This is a genomic window from Affinirhizobium helianthi (assembly GCF_042680945.1).
In the GTDB taxonomy this organism is placed as follows: domain Bacteria; phylum Pseudomonadota; class Alphaproteobacteria; order Rhizobiales; family Rhizobiaceae; genus Neorhizobium; species Neorhizobium helianthi.
The window spans coordinates 138,781-154,916 of the sequence record NZ_JBHUEQ010000039.1; the positions used below are offsets into that span (position 1 = coordinate 138,781).

Genomic DNA, 16,136 nt, shown 5'->3' on the forward strand with positions numbered 1-16,136 from the left:
GCCGGTCCGACTTGTTGCCGCCTCAGCCGTGAAAGGAATGTCATGCTCAGCCTTATCGTCAACCGGATCCTGTGGGCCATTCCCACGTTGATCTTCGTCTCCTTCATTTCCTTCGTCATCATCCAGCTGCCGCCCGGTGATTACGTGACAGCCTATGTGGCGCAGCTGCGTCATTCCGGCGAATACATCACGGCCACGCAGGAAGCCGTTATGCGCGAGCAATTCGGGCTGAACGATCCGTTGCTGGTGCAGTATTGGCGTTGGATCAGTGCCATCATCCTGCATGGCGATTTCGGTCGCTCGCTGGAATGGAACATGGACGTGAAGGATATGATCTGGGACCGGCTGGGCCTGACACTGGCCATTTCCACCCTGTCGATGATCTTCACCTGGATGATTGCCATACCGATTGGGGTCTATTCCGCCACGCGCCAGTATTCCTTCTTCGATTACGTCTTCACCCTTTTCGGCTTCATCGGCAAAGGCGTGCCGGAATTTATGCTCGCCCTCATTCTGATGTGGCTGGGCTATGTCTATTTCAATATGGATGTCGGTGGCCTGTTCTCACGCGAATATGCAACGGCAGAGTGGTCCTGGGGCAAGTTCATCGATCTTCTGGAGCATCTTTGGGTGCCGATCGTGGTGCTGGCCTTCGGCAGCACGGCCGGCCTGATCCGCGTGATGCGCGCGAACATGCTCGATGAACTGGGCAAGCCCTATGTGGAAACTGCCTATGCGCAAGGCTTTACCGAGCGCACCGTGGTGTGGCGCTACCCTGTGCGTATTGCGCTCAATCCCTTCATCTCCACGGTTGGTTGGGCACTGCCAGCGCTCTTCTCCGGCGATATCATTGCAGCCGTGGTGCTGAACCTGCCGACCACCGGCCCCCTGCTTTTGAAGGCGCTTCAGATGCAGGACATGTATCTCGCGGGCAGTTTCATTCTCATTCTCAGTGTCTTCACCGTTGTCGGCACTGTTTTGTCCGACATTCTGCTCGCGGTTTCCGATCCGCGTATCAGAATGGCTTGAGGCAAGGAGCGATCATGAACCAGATTACCTCCACAATGTCCGATCCGCTCTACGATGCCGTGATGGCGAACGAGGAGAACGAGACACCTCCGCTTGCGGACCAGCAGACGAGCCGTGAAGGGCGCAGCTACACTGCCAAGCCCTGGACACTCATCTGGTGGCGCTTTCGCAAGCATAAGCTCGCAATGGGCTCGCTTGTCTTCCTCATTCTCTGTTTCATCTCTGCCCTGTTCGCCGATTTCATTTCACCCTATCGGCCGGGCGACATTGAAAAGCTCAATACCTTCGTACCACCCGCCAGCATTCACTTCTTTCATGAAGGACAGTACCAGGGCCCGTTTATCTACGGCCTGAAGCGCTCGCGCGATCCCGAGACGGCGAGGGTCATCTACGAGCGGGATACGTCCAAGATCGTGCCGGTTAACTTCTTTGTGGAAGGCCCGGAATACGAGCTGCTGGGTCTGTTTCCCACAAATCGGCATTTGTTCGGCACAGCCGACAAGCGCAACAAGATCAATATTCTGGGGACCGATTCACTGGGACGCGATCTCTTCACGCGCCTCCTCTATGGCGCGCGCGTAACCCTTTCTGCTGGCCTGATCGGCGTCGCCTTTTCCTTCGTCATTGGCCTCGCAATTGGTTCCATGGCCGGTTATTACGGCGGCGTGGTGGATAGTTTGATCCAGCGTCTGATGGAGTTCATCCGCTCGGTACCCACGATCCCACTCTGGATGGGTCTGGCAGCCGCCCTTCCCATCGCCTGGGATCCGCTATTCGTCTATGTGCTGATTACCCTCATTCTGGCTCTCATCGGCTGGACACATCTGGCGCGCGTTGTGCGCGGGCGCTTCTTTGCCCTCAGAAACGAGGATTACATTCTTGCCGCACGCCTGGCGGGTGCATCCGAATACCGGATCATCACGCGGCACATGCTGCCAGCCATGACGAGCTACATCATCGCCGCCGTGACACTTGCCATCCCGGAAATGATCCTCGGCGAAACGGCGCTCAGCTTTCTGGGGCTGGGCCTTCGCCCTCCCGTCGTCAGCTGGGGCGTGCTGTTGCAGGATGCGCAGAACCTGCGTTCCATCAGTCTCGCGCCATGGCTGCTCTCGCCCGGCATTGCGATCATCCTGGTCGTGCTTGCCTTCAATTTCCTTGGTGACGGTCTGCGCGACGCGGCCGATCCCTATGGCCGCTGACGGCGTGGGAGGTGCATCATGACCAATAACAAGCTGGCGCCGGATCATTTGCTTGAGCTTGACAATGTTAACGTCCACTTTCCCCTGCGGGAGGGTGTGGTCAAGGCCGTCAACGGCGTCTCCTACCATGTTAAACCCGGCGAGGTGCTTGGCATCGTTGGGGAAAGCGGTTCGGGCAAATCGGTCACGGCCCGTTCCATCATGCGGCTCCAGCCGAAACAGGCGCTGAATGCAGGTGGCACCATCCGTTTTCGCCGCAGGAGTGGAGAGGAAGTGCTGATCTCCGCCGAGGATCGTCAGAGCCGCACGATGCGCGATCTGCGTGGCAATGAGATCGGGATGATCTTTCAGGAACCGATGACGGCGCTTTCGCCGGTCCACACCATCGGCACGCAGATCATGCGCACCGTCATGCTGCATCGAAAGGTGTCTAAGCAGGATGCGCGGGCCCGGGCCATCGAGCTATTGACCAGGGTGCAGATGCCGCGCCCGCATGACATTGTCGATCGCTATCCTCATCATCTCTCCGGTGGCATGCGCCAGCGTGCCATGATTGCGCTGGCACTTGCCTGTGACCCCACACTTCTCATCGCAGACGAGCCGACGACAGCGCTGGATGTGACGACGGAAGCACAAATCCTCCACCTGTTGAAATCGCTGCAGCAGGAACTGGGTATGGCGATCATCTTCATCACGCATAATTTCGGCGTTGTGGCGGATATCGCAGACCGCGTGGCCGTCATGTATCTGGGCCGCGTGGTGGAAACCGGCACGGTGGATGAGATTTTCTATGCGCCAAAGCACGCCTACACCCAGGCACTGCTGCGCTCCATACCGAGGCTAGGCGGGCAAAAGGCCCGACGGTTGAAAACCATTTCCGGTTCCGTGCCGGACCCCTTCAATGTTCCGCAGGGCTGTTCCTTCCACCCGCGCTGTATGCGCGCCGTGGCTGGCATTTGTAATGGAGAGGAACCGCCTGAAGTAATCTTTGAGACGGGGCAGATGGCGCGCTGTCATTTCCCGAGAGACATCCGCGTGGAGGCCGCAGAATGACCGTGACCGCGCAAAAGGCAGATGCGATGCAGGACGACACGCTTATCTCGATCCGCGGGGCGAAAAAATACTTTCCCGTTCATGGTGGTTGGTTGCGACGCAAGGTGGGCGAAGTCAAAGCCGTCGATGACATCACCTTTGATATCAAAAAGGGTGAGACCTTTGGCCTCGTTGGGGAAAGCGGCTCCGGCAAATCGTCGATAGCGCGATTGATCCTGCGTGCCTACGAACTGACAGACGGCGAAATTCTGTTTCGCCGCTCCGATGGCGCTGTTGTGGATATCACCCGGCTAAGCGACCGGGACATGCGCGAGATCCGCCGCGAAATGCAGATGATCTTCCAAGATCCGTATTCGTCGCTGAATCCGCGCATGACACTGCTGGATCTGGTGGGTGAACCTCTGGCCATTCATGGCTTGGGCAATGCGTCGGAAATTGAAGATCGCGTGGCTGAACTTCTGCGCCTCGTCGGTTTGCGGCCGGAATATGTGAATCGTTACCCGCACGCATTCTCCGGTGGGCAGAGACAGCGCGTTGGCATTGCGCGTGCGCTGGCGCTCAATCCAAGCTTCATAGCGGCAGATGAGGCAGTTTCAGCGCTGGATGTGTCGGTGGCTGCGCAAAACATCAACCTTCTGCAAGACCTGCAGGAGCAATTGGGCCTCACCTATCTTTTCATCACCCACGATCTTGGAATGGTGGAGCATATCTCCGACCGGATTGGCGTCATGTATCTCGGTCGCCTGATGGAGGTGGGGCCGACCGATGCAATATTCTGGCAGCCGAAACATCCTTACACCGAAGCACTGCTGGCCGCTGTTCCGCAGCCGGATCCTCGCGGCAATCGGGAGCGTAAGCGTGTGGCGCTGAAGGGAGAGATCGCCGATGCCATGAACATACCGACAGGCTGCCCCTTCCATCCCCGCTGCCCCTATGCCGACGCGAAATGCCGGGCCGAAGTGCCAATGCTGCGCGCGCTCGAGGGCGGACGGCAGGTGCGCTGTCATTATGCCGAAAGCCTCGAGCTGACGGGGGTATCCGGGCAATGAACGGTCATATCGCCCCGCCCGGTGAATTGGCCTCCCTGGGCAATGCACCGCAGGATGAAGCTGCCGCATTGGCAGAGCGTCATCGCCCGCTCCTGATGCTCGATAGCGCAGAACCGTTCCTGCCGCTTGCAGCCGGCTATACAATCTACCGGGAAGAGGCGCCATCGCTGTCCTCCAAGTTCATGATCCGCCCCATGGCAGGCTGCGTGATTGAATATGCCATCTGGTATGACTGGGATATTCAGCACCTCTATGATCTGGAACATGTATGGGTGCATCTGGATGGCGGCGGTCAGGTTGTGAAAGTGGAGGCATCCCGGCATGGCTCGCGGCGGCTCATGCGCCGCCCGGATGGGAGCCTGCCGGTAGAGCAGGGCAGGCCCGTGCTCTATGTGGAACCCGGCAAGCATGCCCACTGGGCAGATGGCGAGGAGATGCGAGCCAAGGCTGGGGCGCTTATTGATGCCATGTGTGGCGCCTTTGCAGGTGATCAGGGAATTCACCAGTCAAACCGCTTCTCCGATGCTGGCTTGATATCGGTCACCGCTCTCGAAAACCGGCTGGCGCGTTTGCAATTGAAGCGCTGGAGTTTCTCGCCGTGCTGGGACGTTACCCGCAACAGCGATGCCGCGGGTGGGTACGCTCTGGTGCCATGGGCGCTTCTGGAAGCATGGATTCCGGCTCGTGTGCAGGGCCTTGTGGCCACCCTGCCGGAAACCGTTCCGCATCTGAAGGCGGTTTTTCTGGATTGTGGAGATACGCTTGCCGACGAGGCAACCGAGATCAAGCTGCCGGACAGCGAGGTCGTCACGCAGGCCGACCTCATTCCTGGCGCGGCAGAGACGGTGCTGGCGCTGAAACAGGCTGGCTATCGATTGGCTCTGGTGGCGGACGGCCCGCGTCAGACTTTCGAGAATATTCTTGGCCAGCATGGTTTGTGGACCGCATTCGATGCGCACGTCATTTCCGGTGATGTTGGAGAACTGAAACCCTCTGCCAAAATGTTCCAGGCCGCCTGTGCTGCATTGGGGCTTTCACAGGAGGCTGTTTCCAGCATCGCCATGGTTGGCAACAATCTGGAGAGGGACATTCTTGGCGCCAACCGCTTCGGGTTGATCAGCATTTTTCTGTCCTGGTCGAAGCGGCGCACACACAAGGCACGGCTTCGTCGTGAGAAGCCTCTCCTGACGATCAGCAATATCTGGATGCTGCCAGCATTGCTGGAGCAGATCGAACTCAGCCTGCCCATGCAGGCGGGACGGACGCAAGTATGAGTACAACCATCAGTACGACCCAAAGTCAGCCCGTTGCGAACGGTTTCACCGTGATGCCGGGTGAGACGGTGACAGCCTGGGCGATGTCGCCTGTTGAGGCGAGGCTCTATCCGGGTGAAGCCGCCCTGGCTGAAGATCGGGTCAACTACCGCTTCATCAACGGATTTGTGGATGTCGGTGATCTTCCCTGTCGCCGCGCTCTCTGGAGGGAGGTCGCAACGCGCAGCGTAACGCTTCCCCGTGCAATGACGATGGATGACCTCTACCTGCCTGGGTTTAATCGAAGGGTGGAGTTTTCCAGTTTCTGGCATCGTCCGACCCGGCTCACAAGGTGGCTCAAGACCCGCATTTCCGTGCCGGAAGACGGTGTTTATCCGTTTCGTCTGGCAACCTGCGGCGGCGTTCGCCTATGGGTGGATGGTGTCGAGGCAGCCGTCTTTGAACCTTTCCGCCGGAACAAGGAAAGCCAGGTGCAGATCAGCCTGCCCCTGCGTTCAGCGGGCAGTGAAATTGTGGTGTTGACCGAAGAACTGGCGGAGCGCGATGCGCTTTGGTACTTCGAGCTGACATCGCTCGCGCAAACGCCGCTGCATGTGGAACTGCCGGTGGAGGCATCCGGCCAAGTCATCAACTTGCTCAAGGCGTTGGCGACAGATGTTCGCCCCACACCTTTCCATTCAAAGGTCGGCCAAGTCTTGCTGATCTTCTCGCAGGCCGCATCGGTTGATGTGGATGTGAAGGCGAAAATCCTGCCAAGCGTGCATATGCGTGACAAGCCGCCATTGCTGGATGTTGATGTGAGGCTGAAGGCAGGAGAAACGCAAGTTTCGCTGCCGGGTGTAGAACTGCTGCCCGACGGCTATCATCCTCTGGACCTTACGTTCAGCGTTGGCGCAGTGTCGGTGTCACGCCATATCGCCTTTGCAACCATGCGGCAGAACAGGCAGGACCTATCCGGGGCTTCTCTTGCGGAGCGCAAGCTGCAAGCGTTGGTTTTTGCTGCAGATCATGGGGAACAGCGTGCCGGAAAGGCGATAGCGCATCTCGCTCTGGGGCGCACTATCGATGACGGCTTCCGGGAAATCATCGACAACACCCTCGCTGCTGTCGATGAACGCCGCGATTGCTCTGATTTTGTGCTCGTTCCGTTGCTCTGGATGGCTGCCAGTTATCGTCAACAGCTTCCGCCGGACACGTGGCAGGAGATCGAGACCTCCATTCTCAATTACCGATATTGGGTCGATGAGCCGGGCAATGATGTCATGTGGTTCTGGAGCGAAAATCATGTGCTCTGCTTCCACGTTTCGCAATATCTGGCGGGCAGGCTGTTTGCCGAGAAGCACTTTGAATGCTCTGGGCGTTCCGGCCAGGAACAAGCAAGATTGGCGGAGGGGCGCCTGCTGAAATGGTTTGATTCCGTCGAGACCCATGGTCTCGCAGAATGGAACTCCGCAGCCTATTACCCGATCGATTTCATCGGCCTTCTGGCGCTCGAGCATTTCGGTGAGGGACAGATCAGACAACGTGCGCGATTGCTGCTGGATCGCCTGTTTGCCATGATCAGCCTTCACACGCTTGGCGGTGTGCCTGCCGGCAGCATGGGGCGCGCCTATGATAAGGAGCTGCGCGCCGGGCCGTTGACTGAACTGGCGCCCTTCGCAACGGTTGCTTTTGGTCAGGGCTGGTTCAACGATGGTGTTGCCGCGCTGACCATGTTTGCCGCCGGACACTACGAGCCACCACCGCACCTTGCGGCCTATGTGCAGCCTGAACCGGGGCAGGCCCTGACCGCGCATTATGTGCAGGGCCATGATGAGGCGGCCCGGCTTGCTCTCTACAAGACAGCCAATGTCCAGCTCTCAGTGATGGTGGATGGAAAACCGGGTGGACGCGGACACCAACAGCATGTGGTCGATTTGCGTTTTGCCGGAAACCCTTTCGCGCGCGCCTGGGTTAATCATCCGGGCGAAGATGACCCATGGGGAAGCCAACGGCCATCCTATTGGGCGGGCAATGGCTCCATGCCAAGGGCTGCGCATTATGAAAACGGCGCCTTGATGCTTTACGATCTGGGCGAGGATCCCCGCATCGGGTTCACGCATGCCTATGTGGAAGCGAGCGCCTTCGATACCGTTGAGCTGGTCGACAACTGGCTGATCCTGACAAGCGGTAACGGCATTGCGGCCATGACCGCGACGGGTTCGCTGCAGCCGGTTGAGAGCGGGCCGGGCGAGGGGATCGAGTATCGTGTGCATGGCAATCGCTGTGGATGGTTCCTGCTGGTGGCCGATGCGCAAGATGCTTCCGCGCGCGTGCGGTTCAAGCAGCACCTGGCGTCCATAGTCCTCACCCTCGATGAGGGGCAATCGACGCTTCATCTGTCTCAGCCGGATGCTCCGCCTCTTTCGCTGTCCTGGGAGTCAGGCCTTGGCATTGAGGGTGCTCCCTACAGTTTCCCCAATCGCTCAATCGATCCTCTGGTGCGGACACGGTCCGCGATCTCGTTTTGAACCTTTTTTGCTCGCAGGAATTCCGAACATGCTGATGCAGCCCCAGCTTCTCTCCGAAACGCTTTCTCGTGTCGCCGTTGGTCTTGCCCGCCTCAAGGGTATGAACGACACCGCCTCAGTGCCGGAAAATGGCTATGAACTTCAATTCGATGAATGGGACTGGGAAGTCGGCGTCGGCATCTATGGGCTTATTCGACACGCAGAGGCCGTCGGCGACAAATCGCTCATGGATGCGATTGCCCGTTGGTATGACTGGCAGATCGGGAGAGGATTGCCGCCCCGGCAGGTGAATTCCTCCTCGCCCATGCTGCCGCTTGCCGTGTTGATCGACCATGTGGACAGGCCGGATCTTGAAGAACTGGTGAAGGATTGGGCCGAATGGCTGATGACCGAGCTTGCCAGAACAGAAGACGCCGGTTTCCAGCATGTGGTAAAAGAACGCATGAACGATGGAGAGTTGTGGGACGATACGCTCTTCATGACCTGCCTGTTTCTGGCGCGCGCGGGCCAGCGTTTTGGGCGGCAGGACTGGATTGAGGAGGCCTTCTACCAATTTCTGGTACATGAACGCTTCCTGGCCGATCCTGTTACGGGGTTGTGGTATCACGGCTGGACCTTCAACGGGCGTCATAATTTCGCAAATGCTTTCTGGGCGCGCGGAAATTCCTGGATCACCGTTGCTATTCCTGAACTGTTCAGTCTCGTGAAGCATGTGCCTGACCATCTCAAGCGGCACCTCACCTATGTGCTTCAGGCGCAAGTGCGCAGCCTTGCCGCGCACCAACGGGACAACGGCATGTTCTGCACGCTGATATGCGATCCGAATTCACCGGAGGAGACCAGCGCAACTGCTGGAATTGCCTACGGAATTCTGCGCGGCATAGACCTTGGGCTGCTCGATGCATCGCTCAAGCCGGTCGCCAGAAAGGCATTGAAGGCAGTGCTGGAGAGGATCGACGAGACGGGGATCGTCCTCGAGGTGTCTGATGGGACGCCCATGGGTCACACACTCGATTTCTACCGAAAGATTCCGAATGTTCCAGCACCCTATGGTCAGGCGCTCGTGATGCTGCTTCTGGTGCGCGTGATGGCCGAAAACGACGCGTTACTTTAGGCAACACCTTCAATTTCAGCCCGCGTCACTCGCAAGCGCGGTCCATGACGGTATAGAGCAAGCCGATCTTTTCGAACGCATCCCCTTTGGCCGTGAAGCCAAGGCGCGCATAGAAGGGGGCGGCGCTCACGCGAGCGTCGCACCATATGCGGGTTGCGCCTATGCTCCGCGCCCATGCCAGGCTGTGAAGAAGAAGCGCGCTGCCGATGCCCTTGCCCTGCCATGATGCCAAGGTTGCGAACTTGCGGAATCGCACGCCGTCGGGCGTGCGAAACAGCGATATAACACCAATCAAGTCATCCCCCATAAAGGCACCGAAATAGGTGCCTTCGGCATCTTCCGCCAGGATGAGATCGGCACGCTGACGATCGGGCCACAGTACCGCCTGCCGAATATCCAGCGTGTCTTGAGCAGCTATTTCACGGATCGTCACGTTCGGGTGCAAGGCGGTTTCCGTCGCCATCGTCCAACTGAACTACGGACTATGAATGGTAGCGCGCAGCGGCAAGATCTCTGGTTTCGATATCTGCCGGCTTGCCACTCACAATGTCGGCCAGCACTTTGGCTGAGCCACAGCTCATGGTCCAGCCGAGCGTGCCGTGGCCGGTGTTGAGGAAGAGGTTACGCACCTTCGTGGCGCCAATCACCGGCGTGCCATCCGGCGTCATCGGGCGAAGGCCGGACCAGAAGGTGGCTTTGGAAACAGCGCCGCCTGGGAAGAGGTCAGTCACCGAATGTTCCAGCGTGCGGCGGCGCGCTTGTCCCAAATCATTGGTGTAGCCTGAGATTTCGGCCATGCCGCCCACACGAATACGGTCGCCCAACCGGGTGATGGCAATCTTGTAGGTCTCATCCATTACCGTTGATTCCGGCGCGCGGCTTTCATCGACAATCGGGATTGTCAGCGAGTAGCCCTTGACCGGATAAACCGGCAACCGAATGCCGTGCGGTTTGACCAGCAAAGGCGAGTAGCTGCCCATGGCAACCACCACGGCATCCGAGGAGATGAGGCCGCTATCGGTAAAGACGCCGCGGACTTCGCCCCCTTCCACATCGAGTGCCTTGATGTTGACGCCCCAGACGAAGCGCACGCCAAGCGAAACGGCTTTCTCTGCCAGCAGGTTGGTGAATTTGAAGCAGTCGCCAGTTTCATCCTTGGGGGTCAGCAGGCCACCAACGATCTTTTCACGCACATGCGCCAGCGCCGGCTCAACGCGGATGCAGCCTGCCGGATCCAGCACTTCAAACGGAATGCCGTCTGCAGCCAGCGCCTTCACATCTTTTGCGGATGCGTCCAACTGTGCCTGCGTGCGGAAAAGCTGCAACGTGCCCTGCATGCGCTGATCGTAATCGACATTGGTTTCAGCACGCACTTCCGCCAGTGCCAGTCGGCTGTAATCCGCCAGGCGCAGCATTCTGCTCTTGTTCAGCGCGTAGCGCTCGGAGGTGCAATTGCGCAGCATTTGCAACATCCAGGAGAGCATCGGCACATCGAGCTTCGGGCGCAGGATGAGAGGTGCATGCTCCATGAAAATCCACTTCAGGGCCTTTTGCGGAATGCCGGGTGCGGCCCAGGGCGAGCAATAGCCGAAGGAGACTTCACCCGCATTGGCAAAGCTTGTCTCGAGGGCCGGGCCGGGTTGTCGATCCAGAACGGTGACTTCATGGCCAGCCTTGGCGAGATAATAGGCCGAAGTAACGCCAATGACGCCCGCGCCGAGAATGGTGATTTTCATGGTATTCCCCGTATTCTTATCAATCAGATGTATTGGCGGTGATAGCGCTGACCGATGCTGGTGAGGATTTCATAGGAAATCGTCCCAGCTTCTTCTGCGACCTGCTCAAGCGGCTGGCTCGGTCCAACGAATTCCACCAGGGTGCCAAGTTCGATGTCTCCCTCTGGCAGGTCGGAGATGTCGATGATCGTGCTATCCATGGACACGCGGCCGATGATCGGCAGGCGATAGCCCCTGTGGAAGAACGCGCCGCGATTGCTGAGCGAACGGATAATGCCGTCTGCGTAACCCAGTGAAACAGCAGCCATGCGCTTCTCTTCGGGCGCCACATAGGTGGCGGAATAACCGACAGCCGCACCAGCGGGGACCAGCCTTGTCTGGATGATGGCCCCTTCAATCTTTACGACGGGTTCCATCGGCCGCTCCAGGCTGTCCGTTGGTCTGCCGCCATAGAGCGCAATGCCGGGTCTCACCAAGGCACCGCGATAACGTTCACCCAGGAAAGAGCCGCCGGAATTGGCGAAAGAGACCGGTACGCCCGGAAAAATGTCGCTGAAGCGGGCCATCTGCTCCGCCTGCGCCGCGTTGTGCTCGTCTTCTCCTTCGTCCGCGCAGGCAAGGTGGCTCATGATGTAACGAATGTCGATGCCGCTCAGGAGGGTGGGGTCGGAAGCGAGCGCCTCAGCTTCCACCTGCGCCATTCCGAGGCGAGACATTCCCGTGTCGAATTGCAGAATGGCCGGAAGGCGACGCTGATGCAGCGCCGCTGCGGCCCGCCAGCGAGTCACCTGCTCCAGCGAGTTCAAAACCGGTATGATGCCACGGGTGGCGCAATCTGCTTCGATGCCGGGCTGAAGACCGTTCAGCACGTAGACATTCGCATCGCGTTGCAGACGCGGTTGCAGCTGCACCGCTTCCCCGTAATGGGCGACGAAGAAGTCCCTGCAGCCTTCCTCGTAAAGCGCCTGAGCAACCCGTGATGCGCCAAGGCCATAGCCGTCTGCCTTGACGACACCGGCGGCACGCGCCGGAAAAACCGTGTCACAGATGCGGCGATAGTTCCTCCTCAACGCGGCGAGATCGATTGTCAGAACGCCTGACGTTCCGGTTCTCTGCCATTCCTTCGAGGAGATCATGTCCATGGGGGCCTCTGCAACAGTTGAATAGCAAAAGCATACAGCAGATATCCTGCGTGAAAGGCGAATTTATTGATTGAATCGTGCATTTATGCAAAATTCAGGCGTGAAAGTGACAGACTGATTGTGGAAACGAGACTATGGCTGCTACGCTTGACGCCATCGACAGAAACATTATCCGTCTCTTGCGGCTGGATGCACGCATGAGCAGCGCAAAAATGGCGGAGGCTGTCGGCCTGTCTCCCTCGGCCTGCCTGCGCCGTATGAAGATTCTTGAAGAAACGGGTGTTATCCGTGGCTACACGGCCCTCATCGGATCAGGAGAGGAAGGCAGCACGATCGCCGTGATGATCAACATCACCCTGGATCGCCAGACGGAGGATTATCTCAACCGTTTTGAGGATGCGGTGCGCAAGCACCCGGAAATTCGCGAATGCTATCTGATGACGGGGGACTGGGACTATTTCCTGCGTGTGGAAGTCGCCAGCCCTCGCGAATTTGAAACTATCCACACCGACATTCTGTCGAAGCTTCCGGGTGTCACCCGTATCCATTCCAGCTTTTCAATCAGAAATGCGCTGAATGTTCGGGCGCGCAGACGCTGACGCGGGCTCAGCTCACCGCTTCGCTGCTCTGGAATGCATTCTGAAAAATCGACTTAAGCTCTTTCACGGTTGCGGCGTCTGTCTTCAGCATTTCCTTGGCAGCGAAACTGAGGTCCAGCAACTGCTTGTTCTCCTCAGTGAAGCGCATCGAACAGGACGCGTGCAACTCATACACTGAAAGCCCCAAGAGGAGCGCCTGTGCATTGGAGGGGCGAATGCCTGCTCCTGGCATGATGCTGATACGACCTGCCGATTGATCAATAAGCTGCGCCAGTACCGCCTTGCCCTCCAGTGCGGTTGGTTTGCCACCGGATGTCAAAATTCGCGAGAAACCCAGGTCCACTGCCATCTCCAGAGCATCGGACTGATTTTCCACCACGTCGAAGGCACGGTGCAAGGTAAGGTCCATCCCCTCGGCGTGGCGGCACAGCAGGGTAAGATTGTTGCGATCAAGTCTGTTATCCAGCGTCGCCGCGCCCAGTACAATACCTGCAAGACCTGCGGCCCGTGCCGCATCGATATCCGCCTTCATTATTTCCACCTCTTCGGTGGAATAGATGAAACCGCCTGCGCGGGGCCGAATCATAGCCATGACAGGGACAGCCTGGCGGCCAGCCAGTTCCATAAATCCGTAGGAAGGTGTCAGCCCACCCACCGACAATGCTGAGCATAGCTCGATACGATCTGCTCCACCTTCGATGGCAGCGAACAGTCCTTCGACATTATCGACACAGATTTCCAGAAGTGGCGAAGCCACCTTGCGCTCAGCCTTCAGCATTTTTGTTTTTCCTTCCGGTTTCCAGTGCCACCAGGAGCAAGATTCCGCAGCCGCCGACGACGGCACCGAGTATGGAGGCGAACGAGTAATCACCGATCCATGTTCCCAGTGCAAATACACCGGCACTCAGGGCAGCACTCAGGAATATGTTCACTGCAATCAGGGAGCTGCCCAAACCCGGCCTGTCTGCTATCAGGTCCTGCAGATAGGTAATTGGCAGGCTGATGATTGCAGCGGCGGCCAGACCGCTGATCACTGTCTGTGCGTATACATGCCAGCGTTCCGTCGCAAGACCTTGAAGGACCAGATAGACTGCGTAAAGCCCGGCACCAAGAGCCAGAGCACCGACGGGCTTCAGCCAGATCTCGGCTTTCCCCCATGCCAGGATGAACAGGATTTCCAGCGCCGCGACCATGCCCACGATGATGCCGAGATCGGCCACCGTACCTCCCGCCTTGCCCGTCACGATCAATGGACGGACGGCATCATTGATGTGGAGCATGGAACAGATCAATGCGATGGCGAAGAGGCGCAGGGCCACCCGCGGTGCGAGAACTTCGCCGATCGAAGGGAACAATCGATAGCGGGCATCGTTTTCGCTCCGGTGGACTTGCCGCGATTTCGGTATGCCGAACAGACCCAACAGAAAGCACATCAGTGCGGCGAGCGTGGCGATCAGGTAGGCGAAAAGCATGGAGCTTGCGCCTGCGAGGAAAATCCCCACTACACCGGGCATCAGCACCCAGGACAGCGAGATCGTTGCTCTGATGGTCGAGTTGATCCCCGTCAGTTGCGCGGAAGACAGCTTTGCGGAACTGGCCCGCACATTCGCGAAAATCAGGGAATTGAGTGCTCCAAAAATAGGAAGCAGCAGCAGTTTCGAAATAACAAATGCGGGCGCGGTCGCGGCAAAATAGACGACCGCATAACCGGCGACACCGAACAGGGACACGTAAACGATGGCGGTGCGATAATCTCCCATTCGATCTGCGAGAATTCCCATAAGCACAGCCGCCGTCACATTGATGATGGCTGCTGCAAAGATCAGGGAAGCATAATGGGAATTGGAAAGCCCCAGTTCCTGGATGCCGATGATCGATTGGTAGGGGGAGGTGGCGGCTCCCGTTGTTCCAAAGAAGAAAATGGCCAGCGCCGAGGCTCTGAGTGTGGGGTTGCACCACGTAGCCTTCAAGGCATTCGTCACGTTTTGTTCGTCCACCGGCTGGAGAAGCGCGCCTTTGCCTGAAACTCGAAATCCTTCTGGAAGGGATAGCTTGGCTGCTTACGCCGCCTGTTGACCAAGCGTTCAATGTCCTGATTGATGACGCCATCCGTGAGGGCCATCAGATTTGGCTTGGCAATGGGCGCCAGTTCCGGCGAAAGGTATCCTGATTTGACGACCAGAAGCCTCACCTTCCTCGGATCAATGCTGTGGCGCTGGAAATCGACGAGGTTGTGATAGGGCCTGCGACGCGCGGCGAGAATGACGGTTATGCCGCTGATCTCTACAACTGCTTGCCGCTCTGTCTCCGGGCCGGGATCGTCCAGACGTCTGACGGTTGCCTGCGTTTGCACGCTTGGGCTCGCCGGATCAAGAGAGCCGCCGATCCTGAGCGATATCGTCGCGCCAATACCGGCAGCAAAGCAGGCTTCCACAGCCGGTTTGTCTGTAATCCCGCCGACGACCGCACCCGCAAAACCGCGCTCGATCAGCGCTTTCAGCACATCTGCCCGATCGCCCACGCCGCCTCCGGTAGGATTATCGCCAGAATCCGCCAGGATAACCGGCGTCGTCTGAGATTGTTCGGCAAGATCGAGCACCTCATCCAGCGAGGCGGTCGTGGGGCCGAAGTGGAATTCCTCCCGTGCGTCCCAATAGGATTGCGCAATCGCTTCCACCGCTTTTGCAGCCGCTATTCTGTCGGTTGCCGTCACCACGGCACATGCGGTTCCCCGTGGTTCATCTGCCCAGACATAGCCAACCATGAGATTGGCATCCAGAATGCCGTCAATGCTGTCATGGTCGGCAAGCGCGGCGTAAAGCCTCCTTGCTGGCTCGTCTTCGGTCGATGTGCGTTCGCCCGGCAGAAGAACCGGCACGGGTGCCCAGGCAATGCCGGGACGGATGCCCGTCCGCAGGGTTTCAACCAGCATCGACCAGGCCCGTATCATGGTCTCTCGCACATCGATGTGCGGCGCTGTGCGATAGGCGGCAAAAATATCCAGCTGATCGATGATCTGCTGCGTCACGTTTCCATGCAGATCATAGCTGGCGGCGATGGGAACATCCGGCCCAACCACCTCACGCGCGGCGGAGATCCAGTCACCCTCTGCATCGTCCATGCCCTCAACGTTCATGGCGCCATGCATGGCCAGATAGAGCCCGTCGAGTGGCAGGCTGGCCCTGAGGAGGGAGAGGAACTCGCTCTTGAATGCATCATAGGTATGGCGCGATACCGGACCGCCGGGGACGGCACGCGCATGCAGAAGTGGCAGGTGCTCGACGCCTTCTTTCCGCAGGAAGTTGAAGTATTCGGCTTCCAGCAGGTCCATTCCCCGCAGGACGCGGAAATCCTCTATCTGCATCAAAGCGGGCGAGGAGGTGGAGCATTCCGTGTGGATTCCACCAACGGCAATACGAAACGTCATG

At 58.4% G+C, this 16,136-nt stretch carries 14 protein-coding genes; 8 read left to right on the top strand and 6 right to left on the bottom strand.

Going from position 1 to position 16,136, the window contains the following annotated elements; translation table 11 throughout:
• The first annotated feature begins 42 nt into the window (after nt 1–42).
• From ACFSE1_RS18760 to bglB, 7 genes are all read left to right on the top strand, one after another.
• Nucleotides 43–1,029, top strand: a complete 987-nt coding sequence (locus ACFSE1_RS18760; protein WP_377404952.1) for an ABC transporter permease — start codon at nt 43–45, stop codon at nt 1,027–1,029.
• 62 nt (nt 1,030–1,091) lie between these two features.
• The gene (locus ACFSE1_RS18765; protein ID WP_377405106.1) at nt 1,092–2,231 is read left to right on the top strand and encodes an ABC transporter permease; all 1,140 of its coding nucleotides are present in this window, start codon (nt 1,092–1,094) and stop codon (nt 2,229–2,231) included.
• 18 nt (nt 2,232–2,249) lie between these two features.
• Complete coding sequence (locus ACFSE1_RS18770) at nt 2,250–3,284, top strand: ABC transporter ATP-binding protein (RefSeq protein WP_377404955.1); 1,035 nt, start codon at nt 2,250–2,252, stop codon at nt 3,282–3,284.
• Nucleotides 3,281–4,333, top strand: a complete 1,053-nt coding sequence (locus tag ACFSE1_RS18775) for an ABC transporter ATP-binding protein (protein WP_377404958.1) — start codon at nt 3,281–3,283, stop codon at nt 4,331–4,333. The genes ACFSE1_RS18770 and ACFSE1_RS18775 overlap by 4 nt, the downstream gene beginning before the upstream one ends.
• Nucleotides 4,330–5,607, top strand: a complete 1,278-nt coding sequence (locus ACFSE1_RS18780) for an HAD family hydrolase (protein ID WP_377404960.1) — start codon at nt 4,330–4,332, stop codon at nt 5,605–5,607. Before ACFSE1_RS18775 ends, ACFSE1_RS18780 begins: the two co-directional genes overlap by 4 nt.
• Nucleotides 5,604–8,117 carry a PA14 domain-containing protein gene (locus ACFSE1_RS18785; protein WP_377404964.1) on the top strand — a complete coding sequence of 838 codons (2,514 nt, stop codon included), beginning with the start codon at nt 5,604–5,606 and terminating at the stop codon, nt 8,115–8,117. The genes ACFSE1_RS18780 and ACFSE1_RS18785 overlap by 4 nt, the downstream gene beginning before the upstream one ends.
• Before the next feature lie 28 nt (nt 8,118–8,145).
• Nucleotides 8,146–9,231: a beta-galactosidase BglB gene (gene bglB, locus ACFSE1_RS18790; RefSeq protein WP_377404967.1), complete on the top strand. Its 1,086-nt coding sequence runs from the start codon at nt 8,146–8,148 to the stop codon at nt 9,229–9,231.
• Between the two features lie 25 nt (nt 9,232–9,256).
• Here bglB and ACFSE1_RS18795 read toward each other — a convergent pair whose 3' ends face one another.
• Genes ACFSE1_RS18795 through alr form a run of 3 tightly spaced genes read right to left on the bottom strand, consistent with a single transcriptional unit; the run spans nt 9,257 to nt 12,109 of the window.
• Nucleotides 9,257–9,694, bottom strand: a complete 438-nt coding sequence (locus tag ACFSE1_RS18795) for a GNAT family N-acetyltransferase (RefSeq protein ID WP_377404970.1) — start codon at nt 9,692–9,694, stop codon at nt 9,257–9,259.
• A 19-nt stretch (nt 9,695–9,713) separates the two neighbouring features.
• Complete coding sequence (locus ACFSE1_RS18800; RefSeq protein ID WP_377404973.1) at nt 9,714–10,967, bottom strand: D-amino acid dehydrogenase; 1,254 nt, start codon at nt 10,965–10,967, stop codon at nt 9,714–9,716.
• Nucleotides 10,968–10,990: 23 nt separating this feature from the next.
• Nucleotides 10,991–12,109: an alanine racemase gene (alr, locus tag ACFSE1_RS18805; RefSeq protein WP_377404976.1), complete on the bottom strand. Its 1,119-nt coding sequence runs from the start codon at nt 12,107–12,109 to the stop codon at nt 10,991–10,993.
• 134 nt (nt 12,110–12,243) lie between these two features.
• Between alr and ACFSE1_RS18810 the strand changes: the two genes are divergently transcribed.
• Nucleotides 12,244–12,708 (top strand): Lrp/AsnC family transcriptional regulator, encoded by a 465-nt coding sequence (locus ACFSE1_RS18810; protein ID WP_377404979.1) that lies wholly within the window; start codon nt 12,244–12,246, stop codon nt 12,706–12,708.
• A gap of 7 nt (nt 12,709–12,715) precedes the next feature.
• Here the strand turns inward: ACFSE1_RS18810 and ACFSE1_RS18815 are convergent, their stop codons facing one another.
• The 3 genes from ACFSE1_RS18815 to ACFSE1_RS18825 are packed head-to-tail and all read right to left on the bottom strand — an operon-like array spanning nt 12,716 to nt 16,135.
• On the bottom strand, nt 12,716–13,486 hold the full coding sequence (locus tag ACFSE1_RS18815; RefSeq protein WP_377404981.1) for a copper homeostasis protein CutC: 771 nt from the start codon (nt 13,484–13,486) through the stop codon (nt 12,716–12,718).
• Nucleotides 13,473–14,690, bottom strand: a complete 1,218-nt coding sequence (locus tag ACFSE1_RS18820; protein ID WP_377404983.1) for an MFS transporter — start codon at nt 14,688–14,690, stop codon at nt 13,473–13,475. The genes ACFSE1_RS18815 and ACFSE1_RS18820 overlap by 14 nt, the downstream gene beginning before the upstream one ends.
• The gene (locus ACFSE1_RS18825) at nt 14,687–16,135 is read right to left on the bottom strand and encodes a M81 family metallopeptidase (RefSeq protein WP_377404986.1); all 1,449 of its coding nucleotides are present in this window, start codon (nt 16,133–16,135) and stop codon (nt 14,687–14,689) included. Before ACFSE1_RS18825 ends, ACFSE1_RS18820 begins: the two co-directional genes overlap by 4 nt.
• Nucleotide 16,136: the final 1 nt, after the last annotated feature.

Excerpts from the sequence above, each read along its gene's own strand:
- ACFSE1_RS18760 (WP_377404952.1), top strand. The coding sequence starts at position 43 with ATGCTCAGCCTTATCGTCAACCGGATCCTGTGGGCCATTCCCACGTTG.
- ACFSE1_RS18765 (WP_377405106.1), top strand. The coding sequence starts at position 1,092 with ATGGCGAACGAGGAGAACGAGACACCTCCGCTTGCGGACCAGCAGACG.
- ACFSE1_RS18770 (WP_377404955.1), top strand. The coding sequence starts at position 2,250 with ATGACCAATAACAAGCTGGCGCCGGATCATTTGCTTGAGCTTGACAAT.
- ACFSE1_RS18775 (WP_377404958.1), top strand. The coding sequence starts at position 3,281 with ATGACCGTGACCGCGCAAAAGGCAGATGCGATGCAGGACGACACGCTT.
- ACFSE1_RS18780 (WP_377404960.1), top strand. The coding sequence starts at position 4,330 with ATGAACGGTCATATCGCCCCGCCCGGTGAATTGGCCTCCCTGGGCAAT.
- ACFSE1_RS18785 (WP_377404964.1), top strand. The coding sequence starts at position 5,604 with ATGAGTACAACCATCAGTACGACCCAAAGTCAGCCCGTTGCGAACGGT.
- bglB (WP_377404967.1), top strand. The coding sequence starts at position 8,146 with ATGCTGATGCAGCCCCAGCTTCTCTCCGAAACGCTTTCTCGTGTCGCC.
- ACFSE1_RS18795 (WP_377404970.1), bottom strand. The coding sequence starts at position 9,694 with ATGGCGACGGAAACCGCCTTGCACCCGAACGTGACGATCCGTGAAATA.
- ACFSE1_RS18800 (WP_377404973.1), bottom strand. The coding sequence starts at position 10,967 with ATGAAAATCACCATTCTCGGCGCGGGCGTCATTGGCGTTACTTCGGCC.
- alr (WP_377404976.1), bottom strand. The coding sequence starts at position 12,109 with ATGGACATGATCTCCTCGAAGGAATGGCAGAGAACCGGAACGTCAGGC.
- ACFSE1_RS18810 (WP_377404979.1), top strand. The coding sequence starts at position 12,244 with ATGGCTGCTACGCTTGACGCCATCGACAGAAACATTATCCGTCTCTTG.
- ACFSE1_RS18815 (WP_377404981.1), bottom strand. The coding sequence starts at position 13,486 with ATGCTGAAGGCTGAGCGCAAGGTGGCTTCGCCACTTCTGGAAATCTGT.
- ACFSE1_RS18825 (WP_377404986.1), bottom strand. The coding sequence starts at position 16,135 with ATGACGTTTCGTATTGCCGTTGGTGGAATCCACACGGAATGCTCCACC.